The 13,559-nt window shown below is 75.7% G+C and carries 12 protein-coding genes and 1 riboswitch; of the genes, 5 read left to right on the top strand and 7 right to left on the bottom strand.

Annotated features, from left to right (window positions below):
• Window positions 1–33: 33 nt before the first annotated feature.
• The 5 genes from LN037_RS14600 (at window position 34) to cobA (ending at window position 5,394) form a co-directional block, all read left to right on the top strand.
• A complete protein-coding gene (locus LN037_RS14600) occupies window positions 34–600 on the top strand; it encodes a response regulator transcription factor (protein ID WP_230753793.1) in 567 nt (188 codons plus the stop codon).
• Between the two features lie 72 nt (window positions 601–672).
• A riboswitch (cobalamin riboswitch) is annotated at window positions 673–798 on the top strand.
• 90 nt (window positions 799–888) lie between these two features.
• Window positions 889–1,239 (top strand): hypothetical protein, encoded by a 351-nt coding sequence (locus LN037_RS14595; RefSeq protein ID WP_230753791.1) that lies wholly within the window; start codon window positions 889–891, stop codon window positions 1,237–1,239.
• The gene (gene cobC, locus LN037_RS14590; protein WP_230753789.1) at window positions 1,236–2,273 is read left to right on the top strand and encodes an Rv2231c family histidinol phosphate aminotransferase CobC; all 1,038 of its coding nucleotides are present in this window, start codon (window positions 1,236–1,238) and stop codon (window positions 2,271–2,273) included. Before LN037_RS14595 ends, cobC begins: the two co-directional genes overlap by 4 nt.
• Window positions 2,270–4,180, top strand: a complete 1,911-nt coding sequence (gene bluB / locus LN037_RS14585; protein ID WP_230753786.1) for a 5,6-dimethylbenzimidazole synthase — start codon at window positions 2,270–2,272, stop codon at window positions 4,178–4,180. Before cobC ends, bluB begins: the two co-directional genes overlap by 4 nt.
• Complete coding sequence (gene cobA, locus LN037_RS14580; RefSeq protein WP_230753783.1) at window positions 4,177–5,394, top strand: uroporphyrinogen-III C-methyltransferase; 1,218 nt, start codon at window positions 4,177–4,179, stop codon at window positions 5,392–5,394. Before bluB ends, cobA begins: the two co-directional genes overlap by 4 nt.
• Here cobA and iaaH read toward each other — a convergent pair.
• The 7 genes from iaaH to LN037_RS14545 form a co-directional block, all read right to left on the bottom strand.
• Window positions 5,391–6,860, bottom strand: a complete 1,470-nt coding sequence (gene iaaH / locus LN037_RS14575) for an indoleacetamide hydrolase (protein WP_230753780.1) — start codon at window positions 6,858–6,860, stop codon at window positions 5,391–5,393. The genes cobA and iaaH overlap by 4 nt on opposite strands.
• A gap of 93 nt (window positions 6,861–6,953) precedes the next feature.
• The gene (locus LN037_RS14570) at window positions 6,954–7,598 is read right to left on the bottom strand and encodes a DUF1707 SHOCT-like domain-containing protein (RefSeq protein WP_230753777.1); all 645 of its coding nucleotides are present in this window, start codon (window positions 7,596–7,598) and stop codon (window positions 6,954–6,956) included.
• Window positions 7,570–8,424, bottom strand: coding sequence for a DNA-formamidopyrimidine glycosylase family protein (locus LN037_RS14565; RefSeq protein WP_230753774.1), 855 nt, complete (start codon window positions 8,422–8,424; stop codon window positions 7,570–7,572). Before LN037_RS14565 ends, LN037_RS14570 begins: the two co-directional genes overlap by 29 nt.
• A 273-nt stretch (window positions 8,425–8,697) precedes the next feature.
• The gene (locus LN037_RS14560) at window positions 8,698–9,858 is read right to left on the bottom strand and encodes a hypothetical protein (protein ID WP_230753771.1); all 1,161 of its coding nucleotides are present in this window, start codon (window positions 9,856–9,858) and stop codon (window positions 8,698–8,700) included.
• Between the two features lie 13 nt (window positions 9,859–9,871).
• Window positions 9,872–11,074 (bottom strand): cytochrome P450 family protein, encoded by a 1,203-nt coding sequence (locus LN037_RS14555; protein ID WP_230753768.1) that lies wholly within the window; start codon window positions 11,072–11,074, stop codon window positions 9,872–9,874.
• Between the two features lie 74 nt (window positions 11,075–11,148).
• Entirely contained in the window at window positions 11,149–12,033 is an 885-nt protein-coding gene (locus LN037_RS14550; RefSeq protein WP_230753765.1) for an SDR family oxidoreductase, read from the bottom strand.
• A complete protein-coding gene (locus tag LN037_RS14545; protein WP_230753762.1) occupies window positions 12,030–13,547 on the bottom strand; it encodes a flavin-containing monooxygenase in 1,518 nt (505 codons plus the stop codon). Before LN037_RS14545 ends, LN037_RS14550 begins: the two co-directional genes overlap by 4 nt.
• Window positions 13,548–13,559: the final 12 nt, after the last annotated feature.

The raw sequence follows: 13,559 nt of genomic DNA, 5'->3' as shown, positions 1-13,559 counted from the left end.
CTGGCGCCTCGCACCCGAGTCCGAGGAGCCGCCGTGGCCGTCTGCCTGATCGTCGCGCCCGACGCGGCCGCCCGGGAGCGGGTCGCCCGCGGGGTGGAGGCCGGGTTCGACCTGGTCCGCGGCGTGGGGCCCGGCGAGGACCTCGTGATCGCGCTCGAGCGGGAGCGCCCCGACCTCGTCCTGGTGGCCGCCGACGACGACGGCTCCGGGATGCCCGCCTGGATCGCCACGCTCGACACCGTGCGCACCACGGCACCCGACGTCGCCGTGCTCGTGGTCGGCGGTCCGTCCGACGAGCACCGGGTCGCGGGCCAGGCGCTCGACCGGGGCGCGAAGGGGTTCCTGCGCGCCGGCGAGGAGACCGGGCCGCGCCCGTTCAGCGCCCGCGGCCGGCGTCCCGCCACCACCGAGCTGTCGCGCCGCGAGCTGGACGTGCTGCTGGGGATGTGCGAGGGGCTGTCGAACTCCGAGATCGCGGCGTCGCTGACGCTCGCGGAGGACACCGTCAAGACCCATGCGCGGCGCCTGTTCCGCAAGCTCGGCGCGGGCGACCGCGCGGACGCCGTCGCCCGGGGCTTCCGGCAGGGCATCCTGCACTGACCGTGGGCACGTGACGCCCACGTCGTTGACCCCCGGCGCGTGGTGTGGTCGGCTCAGCCGTCGACGGACGCGGAGGAAGCCGGTGTGAATCCGGCGCGGTCCCGCCACTGTCACCGGGGAGCGGACCCCATGCATGGCCACGGTCGGGCAACCGGCGGGAAGGCCGGGGCGAGTGTCGATCCGGGAGCCAGGAGACTCCGGCCGTCGCGAGTGCCACCAGCACGCCGACGGCTCCACCCCCGGACCGCCGGCCGATCGGGCGAGGAACCCGAGGAAGGCCTGCCTGCGATGTCGCACGCCCCCCTGCACTACCTGCGCCGCCACACCGCCTGTCCCCGACCGACGACGTGGCGGACCCGCGCCGCCGACGACGTCCGCGCCGCCCTCGCGCTGGCCTGCCTCGACGACAAGGCGGTGCCGCTCGACCTCCTGGGCGCGGGACCGGTCCGCTCCCGCGCCGACCTCGCGGCCCGCATCGACGCCCTGACCGAGGACCTGCTCGAGCGGATGGACGACGAGGGGTGGGACCCCGGCGCCGCGCCGCGGGCGGTCACCTCGGTGCTCGCCGCGTCGGTGCCGGCCGCCGAGGCGGCGCTGCTGCGGGCCGCCGCGGGCGCGCGCCAGGGCGAGATGCGGTGACGTCGCTCCTCCCCGACCAGCACGACCTCGCCCACCACGGCGACGCCGAGGTGGGGCCCGGCCTGGTCGACCTCGCCGTCAACGTCCGCGCCGACACCCCGCCGGCCTGGCTGACCGAGCGGCTCGCCGCGTCGCTGGCCGAGCTCGCCGCCTACCCCGACGCCGGGCCGGCGCGGGTGGCGGTGGCCGCCGCGCACGGACGTGACCCGGCCGAGGTGTGGCCCGTGGCGGGCGTCGCGGAGGCGTTCGTACTGCTCGCGCGGGCACTGCGCCCGCACCGGGCCGTCGTCGTGCACCCGCAGTTCACCGAGCCCGAGGCCGCACTGCGGGCCGCGGGCCACGCGGTGGAGCGGGTGGTCCTCGACGGTGACCTGACGTTGCACCCGGGCGACGTGCCCGAGGAGGCCGACCTCATCGTCGTCGGGAACCCGACGAACCCCACCTCGGTGCTGCACCCCGCGGCGACGCTCGCCGCGCTCGCCCGTCCCGGCCGGGTCCTCGTCGTCGACGAGGCGTTCGCCGACACCGTGCCCGGCGAGCCCGAGTCGCTGGCCGGCCGCGACGACCTGCCCGGGCTCGTCGTGCTGCGCAGCCTCACCAAGACCTGGGGCCTCGCGGGGCTGCGGGTCGGCTACGTGCTCGCGGCGCCCGACCTGGTCGCGCGGCTCGCCGCGGCCGCGCCGCCGTGGTCGGTGTCGACGCCCGCGCTCGTCGCGATGCAGGCCTGCACGACGGCGGGTGCGCGGGCCGAGGCCGACCGCGCGGCGGTCGCGCTGCGGGCCGACCGGGAGCACCTGCTGGCGGCGCTGCGCGGCGTCGACGGCGTCGAGGTGCGCGGCAGCGACCCGGCGTCGAGCTTCCTGCTGCTGCGCGTCCCGGGGCGGACCGACGTGCGCGGCGCGCTGCGGGAGCGCGGCTGGGCCGTGCGCCGCGGTGACACCTTCCCGGGCCTGGACGCGGAGCACGTGCGCGTGGCCGTCCGGGACCGGTCGACGATGGACGCGTTCGTCGCGGCCCTGCGGGAGGTGCTGTGAGTCTCGAGCGAGGGGACGCGGAGGCCCTGTACCGGGTGCTGTCGGCGCGGCGGGACGTGCGGACCGGGTTCACCGCCGAACCGGTCGACGACGCCGCGCTGCGCCGGGTCCTCGCGGCCGCGCACACGGCACCGAGCGTCGGCTTCTCGCAGCCGTGGGACTTCCTCGTGGTGCGCGACGCGGGGCTGCGGGACGAGCTCGCGGACCTCGCCGCGGCGCAGCGGGCGGCGTTCGCGGCGTCCCTGCCCGCGGCGCGGGCGCGGGCGTTCGCGGGCCTGAAGGTGGAGGCGATCCGCGAGGCCCCGCTCGGCGTCGTCGTGACCTGTGACCCGACCCGCGGCGGCCGGCACGTGCTCGGGCGGGCGACCCAGCCGCGGATGGCCGCGCACTCCGTGGCCGGTGCGGTGCAGAACCTGTGGCTGGCGGCGCGGGCCGAGGGACTCGGCGTCGGGTGGGTGTCGTTCTTCCGCGAGCGGGAGATGGCCGCGCTGCTCGGTGACCGGGTCGGGCTCCCGCAGCACCTCGAGATCGTGGCGTACCTGTGCCTCGGGCACGTCTCGGCGTTCGCCGACGGGCCGGAGCTGGAGACCGCCGGGTGGGCCCGGCGCCGACCGTTGGAGTGGGCCGTGCACGAGGGCCGGTGGGGCGCGCACCCCGGCGGGGACGCGCTGGACGACGCCCTGACGGCGTGCGCGGCGCTGTCGACCGCGGACGGCGAGACGGCGGCCCGTGAGCGGCTGACGCGGATGACGGTGCCGCCCGGGGCGCTCGGGCAGGTCGCCGAGCTCGGGGTGCGGCTCTCCGGGCTGGCCGGGTCGTGCCCGCCGCCGGTGCCCGAGCCCGCCGTCGTCGCGGTGTTCGCCGGCGACCACGGCGTGCACGCCCAGGGCGTGACGCCGTGGCCGCAGGACGTGACCCACCAGATGGTGGCGAACTTCCTCGCCGGCGGCGCTGCGGTGAACGCGTTCGCGCACCAGGTGGGCGCGGAGGTCGTCGTGGTCGACGTCGGGGTGGCGGCCCCGCTGGACGAGGCGCCGGGGCTGCTGCCGCGCAAGGTCCGGCCCGGGACCGCCGACATGACGGTCGGCCCGGCCATGTCGCGCGAGGAGGCGCGGGCGGCCGTGGTCGCGGGGGTGGAGGTGGCCCGCGACCTCGTGGCGGCCGGCAACCGGCTGCTCGTCACCGGCGACATGGGCATCGCCAACACCACGGCCTCGGCCGCCCTGGTCTCGGCGTTCACGGGCGCGTCGCCGGAGGTCGTCACCGGGCGCGGCACCGGGATCGACGACGCGATGCTGGCGCGCAAGGCCGCCGTGGTGCGCACGGCGCTGTCGCGGCACGGTCTGCTGCCCGACGCTCCGTCCTCCCCGTCGACCGAAGGGCACCCTCAGTCGGATAGAGCGACCGAAGGGCCCCTTCGCCCAGGACGGGGCGGGCCGGCCGCCGTTGGCGAAGGGCGCCCACCGGCGGATAGACCGACCGAAGGGCCCCTTCGCCCAGGACGGGGCGGGCAGGCCGTCGCGGACGACCCGCTCGGCGCGCTGGCGGCCGTCGGCGGACTGGAGATCGCGGGGATCGCCGGGCTGCTGCTGGGCGGGGCGGCGCTGCGGACCCCCGTCGTCGTCGACGGCGTCGTGGCCGGGGCGGCCGCGCTGGTCGCGGCCGCACTCGCCCCGACTGCGTCACAGGCGTGGATCGCGGGGCACCGCTCGGTGGAGCCTGCCCATACCCTGGCGCTGACCCACCTGGGGCTCGAGCCGGTGCTCGACCTCGGGATGCGGGTCGGCGAAGGGACCGGAGCCCTCCTGGCGGCGCCGTTGGTCGCCGCCGCCGCACGGGCGCTCGCCGAGGTCGCCACCTTCGACAGCGCCGGGGTCGCCGAGAAGACCGAGGAGATCAGTCAGTGAGCACGCTCTATCCCGTCGGGCTCGACCTGGCCGGTCGCCGCGTCGTCGTCGTGGGCGGCGGCTCGGTGGCGCAGCGCCGGGTCGCGGGGCTGCTCGAGGTGGGCGCCGCCGTCCACGTCGTGAGCCCCGCCGTGACCACCGCCCTGGAGGCCCTCGCGTCGTCGCGGGAGGTCGTCTGGGAGCAGCGCGTGTACGCCGCGGGTGACCTCGACGCCGCCTGGTACTGCGTCGCCGCCACCGACTCCGCCGAGGTCAACGCGGCCGTCGCCGCCGAGGCCGAGGCCTCGCGCGTGTTCTGCGTGCGCGCCGACCACGCCGAGCAGGGGACCGCGGTGACCCCGGCGGTCGGGCGCTACGACGACGTCACCGTCGGCGTGATCGGCGGCGGCGATCCCCGCCGGGCGGCCGGGGTGCGTGACGGCGTCGTCGAGGCGCTGCGCAGCGGCACGCTCGCCGACCGCCGCCACCGCGGCGACCGGAACCCCGGCGTCACCCTCGTCGGCGGCGGGCCGGGCGACGCCGGGCTGATCACGGTCCGGGGCCGCCAGGCGCTGGCGCAGGCCGACGTCGTGGTCACCGACCGGCTCGCCCCGCAGGCGCTGCTCGACGAACTGCCGCCCGACGTCACCGTCATCGACGCCTCGAAGCTCCCCCGCGGGCGCTACATGAGCCAGGACACGATCAACGCGGTGCTGGTCGACGAGGCGCTGGCGGGGAACCGGGTGGTGCGGCTCAAGGGCGGCGACCCGTTCGTCTTCGGCCGGGGCTACGAGGAGATCCAGGCGTGCGCGGCGGCGGGCGTCACCGTCGACGTCGTCCCCGGCGTCACCAGCGCGATCTCCGTGCCCGCCTTCGCCGGCATCCCGGTGACCCACCGCGGCATCACCCACGAGTTCGTCGTCGTGTCCGGGCACCTGCCGCCCGGCCACGAGCAGTCCCTCGTCGACTGGGCGGCCCTCGGGCGGCTCACCGGCACGGTCGTGCTGCTCATGGCGGTGGAGAACCTGCCCCGGATCGCGGAGGCGCTCGTCGACGGCGGCCGGGACCCCGAGACGCCCGCGATCGCGATCCAGGAGGGCGGCCTGCCCGGCGAGGCCACGGTGCGCGCGCCGCTGGCGAAGCTGCCGTCGGCCATGGCGGACGCCGGGCTGCGCCCGCCCGCCGTCGTGGTGATCGGGCCGGTGGCCGACCCGTCGGCGTTCCCGCCGCCCTAGGACCCCGCGGACGGCGGCGTCGGGCCGGGACCCAGGACCGACTCGAGGACCTCCCCGACGGCGAGCAGGCGCCGGTCACCGCCCAGCGGCCCGTCGATCTCCAGCCCGACCGGCAGCCCCGCCGCCGTGGTCCCGGCCGGCAGGCTGAGCCCCGGGATGCCGGCGTTGCTCGCCGGGTCGGTGTTGCGGATGACCGTGCCGAACGTGCCGGTCGGCGCGGCGTCGCCCACCCGGATGCTCGACGAGCCCGACTCGAGGTCCATCGGGAACGCGGGCAGCACCGTCGTCGGGAAGAGGACCGCGTCGAGGGCGTGGGCGGCGAAGTGGTCCCGGTAGAGGCGCTGGAGCGCGGGCCGGTGGACGCGGACGGCGTCGTCGTAGAACGGGCCCATGGCGTCGGCCGTCACGGCCCGGAAGACCTCCGCGACGTCCGGGCTCCCGATGGCGCGGACGATGTCGTCGAGGGTGGTGGCGTCGACGCCCGTGGCCGCGAGGTAGTCCGGGATGTCGGTCCGCGGCTCGTGCAGGGCGACCGCGAAGGACACCTGGTCGTTGAGGTCGAACAACCCGGGGAGGTCGGCCTCCACCAGGGTCACCCCGGCGTCGGCGAGCTCGTCGAGGCGGCGCCGGAGCACGGTGTCGAGCTCGGGGTCGAGGCCCGTCCACAGCGTCGGCGGGACGCCGAGCCGGAGGGACCCGATCGCGACCGGCGGGGCCGCGGGGGCGGGCGCGATCACGGCGTCGAGCAGGGCGACGTCGGCCACGGTGCGGGCGATCGGGCCGACCGTGTCCCGGGTGCGGCTGATCGGCAGGACGTGCCCGGCGTCGTGGTAGCGGCGCTCCGGCCCGCCGTCGCCCACCGAGGGGCGGAAGCCCACCGTCCCGGTCAGCGCGGCCGGCACGCGGGTCGAGCCGCCGGTGTCGGTGCCGAGCCCGGCCGGGGCCGCCCCGACGGCGACCGCCACGGCCGTCCCTCCGGACGAGCCCCCGGGCACGAGGTCCGTCCCGAAGGGGTTGCGGACGGGACCCGCGAAGGACGACAGGTTCGTGCTCGTGATGCCGAACGCCAGCTCGTGCAGGTTCGTCTTGCCGAGCACGACGGCCCCGGCCTCGACGAGGCGCCGCACGCTGGGGGCGTGGGTCCGGGCTCGGCGCCCCTGCAGCGCGGGGGTGCCGCCGGTGGTGGGGAGCCCGGCGACGTCGATGTTGTCCTTCACCACGACGACGAGGCCCGCGAGCGGCGGTGCCTCGCCGGCGGCGAGCCGCTCGTCCAGCTCACGGGCGCGGGCCCGCGCGCCGGACGCGTCGAGCGTGATGAAGGCGTTCAGCGTCCGCGCGGCCCCGGCCCGCTCGAGGAGCGCCTCGAGGTGGTCGGCCACCGACGTGCGCCCGGCGCGGACGGCCGCCACCGTCTCGACCCCGCTCCAGCGGGAGACGTCCGACCCGGGCGTGACCTGACGATCCATGAGCCCCTCTTCCCGCGCCGCGTAGCGACCGAATGATCGTTCGGTCGTGGTGTCACCGTGGCAGGCGACGCGGGGCCTGACAAGGGCCGCGCCTCAGTCGTCGCGGCCGCGGCGGTCCTGGTCCTGCGCGTACTCGCCCGCCGTGAGCACCTCGACGCTGCCGAACGCGCCGCGGCCGCTGACCTGGACCTGCGGCGCCCCGGGCGGCTCGGGCGCGCAGGCGGTGTCGCACCGCGTGGACCCGAAGATCGTGGTGCCCGAGGTGCTGGCCTGCGTGTCGTCCGGGACCACGACCTTCGTCGAGCCGAACAGCACCCCGACCTGCACGTCGGTCTGACCGGGCGCCACCTGCACCACCCTGCTGCCGAAGACCGCCGCGCCCTGGTTCGCCGACAGCACGCCCGGCGCGACGACCGCGGCGACGCCGATGACCGCGGCGATCACCAGCCCGCGGAGGCCCCGCCCGTGCCGGCGCTGCTCGGGCACGCGGGTGTCGTCGTGCCACGTCGGTTCCTGCTCGACGGTCGGCGGCCCGGGAGGCGGGGCCGGCGGCGGCCCGTCGTCGGGAAGGTCCGCCGTGAGCGGCGCGAGCTCGCTGCGGAAGCGTGCGGCGTAGCAGGCCTGCGCGCGCTCGTCGTACTCGGCGAGCGTGATCATCCCGTCGTCCTGGGCGCGCCGCAGCCGCTCGTCGACCTCGCGGCGCTCGCGGTCACCGATCCGCGGTTCCGGCTGCTCCACGCCGCTCATCCTGGCCCGGTTGGCACGACGGGCACCACCACACCTCCCGGGCGTACGGCGCGCCGGTCGCGGGGCGGAACCGGACGAGCGTGCCGCAGCGGTAGCACGGACGGTTGGACCGCCCCGTGACCCAGTGGTTCTGTCCCTTCCGCTTCACCCCGGTCGTCGTCATCCCGGTGTTGTGCTCGAGCGAGTGCCGGATCATCCTCCGGCCCAGTGCGAGGAGCGGTTCGAGCTCGACGTCGCCGACCGGCCGCCAGGGGTACAGCCCGCGCAGGAAGCACAGCTCGACGGCCCAGAGGTTGCCGAAGCCGGCGACGCCGCGCTGGTCGAGGAGGGTCTCGACGACGGGGCGGGCCGGGTCCTTCCCGAGCCGCGCGAGGGCCTCGTCGAGGTCGAAGTGCTCCTGGGTCGCGGTCGGCTGCCCGGCGAGGACGTCCGGCCCGAGGTGGCCGACGACGCGGTGCTCGTCGCGGGTCGCGAGCAGGTCGGTGACCGGGACGCCGAGCCCGACGAGGCTGCGGCCGTCGTCGAGGGTGATCGCCGCGCGCAGGGTCGGCAGGAGGTGGCGGGGGAGGGCGGGGCGACCGTCGGGACGGTGCTTGCGCACGATCGTCCAGGAACCGTCCATGCGCAGGTGCGAGTGCAGGGTGCGGCCGTCGGCGAACCGCGTGAGCAGGTGCTTGCCGTGGGCCTTCGTCGCCTCGAGCGTGACACCGCGCAGGTCGACACCGGCGAGGTGATTGCGGAACTCGGCGCGGATCACCGTGGCGCCGGCGAGCGTGCTCAGCCGTGCGGCCGCCCGGTGCACGGCGTCGCCCTCCATGGGGTCGGGTGTACCCGCATCCCAGAGGCAAGCAATGCGTCACTGCGGCCGTCGAGTGCCAGGACATCGGCATCGTCGGCCACCACGATCCTCACCTGCCGAGCGATGTGCTCGCTCAGCGATCACCTTGCTCGGCAACGGAGGATCTTGCCCCACTCAGAGGGCAGTGACGCTGCCACAGGGGACGGGCCGGGCGAGCTGGGCCGACCCGATGATATGGCCTTTCCTGTCACTGGATGCACGCAGTGACGCATTGCTTGCACGGGGACCGGGTCAGCGCCCCAGGGACGCCCGGTCGGCGGCCCAGGCGGCGGCGCCGCACACGAGGCCGGTCGACGACGCGGCGCCCGGGTCCTCCACGCCCGCGAGCCCGCACCCGGTGCGCGCGGCGAGCCAGTCGCGGACCCCGGGCAGGGCCGCGATCCCGCCGCGCACGAGCAGGGGCGGGCGCTCGCCGCCGGCCGCGTCCAGGAGGTCGACCGTCGCCGCGCCGACCTGCTCCAGGGCGGGGGCGAAGAGCGGGCCGAGGTCGTCGTGGGTGATCCGGACGGTGCCCGGTCCGGGGTTGTCCGGCGGCAGGACGGGGACGGCGATGTCGACGAAGCCGTCCGTGCCGAGCCGGCGCTTGGCGTCGTGCACGCCGCGGCGCAGCCAGAAGTACGCGCGGTGCGCCTCGGGGTCGGCGGAGAACCGGATGCGGTCGGCGAGGGCGGGGCGGGCCCGGTCGAGCACCAGTTGGGTCAGCGCGTCGTCGAGCGACTCGGCGCCGACCTCGACGGTCCGCGTGCCGGGGCGCAGCGTCGCGGCCGTGGTCCCGTGCTCGCCCTCGGCCCGGTCGACCACCGCGATCTCGGTGCCGCCCCCGCCCAGGTCCACCACGACGACGGGTCCGCTCCCGCCCAGCCGGACGGCCGCCGCGACCGGCGCGGCGACGAGCGCGACCTCGGCGTCGCCGGCGCCGTCGACCGCGCCGAGCGCCGAGCGGCCCGCCGCGGTGAGGGCGGCGCGGCCGGTGGCGGGGTCGGTCCACGACGGCGGGTGCACGAGGGCGAGCAGGGCCGGCGCGCTGCCGCGGCGGCCCGCCTCGGCCTGCAGGATGCGGGCGATCAGCGCGGTCGCCACGTTCACCGCGGTCGTCGGGCGGGGCCAGGTCGCGAGCAGGGCGTCGTCCCGGCCGCCGGTGGCGGCGCCGAGGTAGTCGCGGGCGCGGAGCACGGCGGCCTGCGGCTCGGCGTGCGCCGCCTCGAGGGCGGGCCGCCCGGCGAGGACCACGCCGTCGGTCCGCGAGAGCACCACCGAGGGCAGCTCGGGGGCACCGTCGACGGGCACCGTCGCGACCCGCGTCCACCCGTCGTCGGGATCGACGTCGGCCACGGCCCCCGTCGTCGTCGAGGTGCCGTGGTCCACCGCCAGCACCCAGCGCGCCTCGCCCATGGCGCGCAGTGTGTCAGGACCCCGGAGACAGCCGCACCGGCAGCGCGGACAGCGCGTGGATCAGCATGCTGTGGCGGTAGACGATCTCGTCGAGCGGCACCGCCGGGGCGAGCCGGGGGAAGCGGTCGAACAGCGCCGCGAGCGCGACCTCGGCCTCCAGCCGGGCGAGCGAGGCACCCAGGCAGAAGTGGATGCCGTGGCCGAAGGCGAGGTGCCCGGTGAGGTCACGGTCGGGGTCGTGCAGCTCGGGGGCGTCGAACCGCTCGGGGTCGCGGTTGGCCGCCGCGACCGACAGCGTGACGAGCGCGCCGTGGGGGATGGTCGCCCCGCCCAGCTCCAGGTCCTCGGTGGCGAAGCGCAGCGGCGCGTTGGCCACGGGCGAGGTCCAGCGCAGGAACTCCTCGACCATCGGCGCGAGCGTCTCCGCGGCGAGCACCCGTTCGCGCAGCCCGTCGTCGCGCAGGACCGCGTGCACGCTGTTGGTGATCAGGTTCGACGTCGTCTCGTGGCCCGCGATCAGCAGGATCATGCCCATCGCCACGATCTCGTCGTGGGAGAGCGCGTCGCCGTCCTCGGAGGCGCGGATGAGGGCCGAGAGCAGGGCCTCGTCGGGGGCGTCGCGCTTCGCGGTGACCAGGTCGGACAGGTAGGCGGTGAGGCTCGCCTGCGCCTGGTGCTTCTCCGGCTGCGGGGAGTCGTCGATCATCGTGCGCGACCACTCCGCGAACGCGTCGCGGTCGTCGAGCGGCACCCCGAGCAGCTCGCAGATCACCTGCATCGGCAGCGGCACCGCGAAGTCGCCCACCAGGTCGATCTCCCCGGCCTGCTCCGCCCGGTCGAGCAGCGTCGCGGCGATCTGCTCGACGGCGGGACGCAGCGCCGCGACCCGGCGCACCGTGAAGGTGGAGACGACCAGCTTGCGCAGCCGGGTGTGCACCGGCGGATCGTTGAGCAGCAGCATGTGCCCCGCCGGGCCGGGGATCAGCGGCTCCGCCGGCCGCTGCTCGGGCGGCATCGTGGAGCGGAAGTCCTTGGCCAGGCGGGGGTCAACGAACGCCGCCCGCACGTCGGCGTAGCGCGTGACGAGCCAGGTCGACCCGCCGTCGGGAAGGTCGACCTCCCGGACCGGCGCGATCTCGCGCAGGCGCGAGAGCGTGCCGTAGGGGTCGGCCCAGTAGTCGTCGGTGAAGACGGGTCCGGTGGCGAGGTCGGTCACGGACGCGAGTGTGCCCGTCACGGCGTGCGTTCACCGTGATTTCGGTGAGGGTTCGTTCAATGAAACGAGGGGGTTCAGCCCTTCGGCTCACCCATGCCCACCGACGTACGCCCGAACGCCCGCCCCGTCCTGCGGAACTGGGCCTCGAGCTGGGGCACCATCGTCCTCGCCTGCGCCATGATCGGGAGGTCGCCGAGCCAGGAGAAGGTGATCGGGCGCAGCGCGGCGACGATCCCGACCGACTTCGGCACGAACACCCGCCGCTTGCGCTTGGCGATGCCCGCGAGGAAGCCCTCCACGCAGTCCTCGACCGGCGCGAGCGCGCCCAGCGGCCCGGGGAGCTTGCGCAGGGTGTCCTCGAAGGTCGACGAGTCGGCCTTCACGTCGCGCACGAGGTCGGTGTCGATCCAGCCCATGTGCGCGGTGCCGACACCGATGCCGCGGTACGCGAGCTCGAAGCGCAGCGCGTTGCCGTAGTTCTCCACGCCGGCCTTGGCGCCGCAGTAGGCGGCCATGCCGGGCAGGGCGGTGAACGCGGCCAGCGAGGAGACGAGCAGGTAGTAGCCGCGGCGCTTCTCGACCTCGGCGACGGTCGCGGACACCGTCCGCGACACCCCGATGAGGTTGACCTCCATGACCCGGGCGACGACGTCGGCGGGGGACTCCGCGACCGTGCCCTGGTTCGCGATCCCGGCGTTGGCGATGACGACGTCGATCCCGCCGAGCTCGGCCACGGTGTGCTTCACCGCGGCGTCGAGCGAGGCCTGGTCGGTGACGTCGCAGGTCGCCCAGGTGTGCTGCGGGCCCAGCTCGCCGGCGATCCGCTCCAGGCGCTCGGGCTCGAGGCCGACGAGCGCGATCCGCGCGCCCCGCGCCGCGGCGGCCCGGGCGGTGGCCTCGCCGATCCCGCGGGCGGCACCGGTGATGAACAGGACCTTGCCGTTGATGTCGTAGGTCACGAGTGCTCCAGGATCCGTCGGGGGGTCAGCACGTACTCGTCGGTCCTCATGTGCTTGAGGCGCCGGTGGAAGGGCATGGTGAACGTCGGCCACAGCGCCGAGTTGCGGCCCTGCCCGTCCAGGTACCAGGACCGGCAGCCGCCGTCGGTCCACACCGTGCCCTCGGTGAGCCGCTGCATCTCCGCGACGAAGCGGTCCTGGACGTCCTGCCGCGGCTCCACGGCCCCGACCGACCGGGTCCGCAGGCGCCGCAGCACGTCCATCACGAGGTTGATCTGCGACTCGATCATGAAGACGACCGAGTTGTGGCCGAGGCCGGTGTTCGGCCCGAGCAGCGTGAACAGGTTCGGGAACCCGGCGATCATCGTCCCGTTGTGGGCGAACATCGTGTCGCCCCAGTGCTCGGCGAGGCTGCGCCCGTCGCGGCCGAACACGCGGTGGCTGATCGGCAGGTCGCTGATCGCGAAGCCGGTGCCGGCGATGATCGTGTCGACCTCGTGCTCGGTGCCGTCGGCGGTGACGACGGCGTGCTCCGTCACGCGGGTGATCTTCTCGGTGACCACGTCGACGTCCGGACGGTCGAGCGCCGGCAGGTAGGTGTCGGACAGCAGGATGCGCTTGCAGCCCATCGAGTAGCTCGGCGTGATCTTCTCGCGGAGCGTCGGGTCGGTGACCTGCGTGCGCATGTGGCGTTCGGCGAGCTTCGCCGCCTTCGCCATCCGCCGCGGGTCCTTGAAGCCGAGCACGAACGTCTCGCGGGCCCAGTAGATGGCCTCGCGGTTGAGCTTCTGCAGGGCCGGGAGGCGGCGGAAGAGCCACTTCTCGAGGCCGGTGATCCGCCGGTCGCGCCGGGGCATGATCCACGGGGGCGTGCGCTGGAAGACGGTCAGGTGTCCGACCACGGGCGCGATCTCGGGCACGAACTGGATGGCCGAGGCGCCGGTGCCGATGACCGCGACGCGCCGGCCCCGCAGGTCCAGGTCGTGCCGCCAGGTGGCGGAGTGGAACATCTCCCCGCCGAAGTCGTCGAGGCCCGGCACGTCCGGGAACGAGGGGTCCGACAGCGCGCCGCTGCCGAGCACGACCGCGTCCGCGGTCCACGTGCCCTGCGTGGTCGTGACGGTCCACCGCTGCGTCCGCTCGGACCACCGCGCCTCGGTCACCTCGTGGTGGTTGCGCGTGAACCGGTCGATCCCGTATTCCGCGCTGATCCGCTGCAGGTAGGCGTGGATCTCCGGCTGGGGCGAGAACGCGTGGCTCCACTCCGGGTTCGGCGCGAACGAGAACGAGTAGAGATGGCTCGGCACGTCGCAGGCGCAGCCCGGGTAGGAGTTGTCCCGCCAGGTCCCGCCGACGTCGCCGTGCCGCTCGAACACGAGGAAGTCCTCGACGCCGGCCTGGCGCAGCCGGATGGCCGTGCCGAGCCCGGAGAAGCCGTTGCCCACGATGGCGACGGACAGGTGCGGCACGTCGGGGTCCTTCCCGACGGCGGGTGGTGCGGCTTCGGTGGTCACGATCCCCTCCCG

Source organism: Actinomycetospora soli (genome assembly GCF_021026295.1).
GTDB classification, from domain to species: domain Bacteria; phylum Actinomycetota; class Actinomycetes; order Mycobacteriales; family Pseudonocardiaceae; genus Actinomycetospora; species Actinomycetospora soli.
This window is presented reverse-complemented; position numbering and strand designations above follow the sequence as displayed.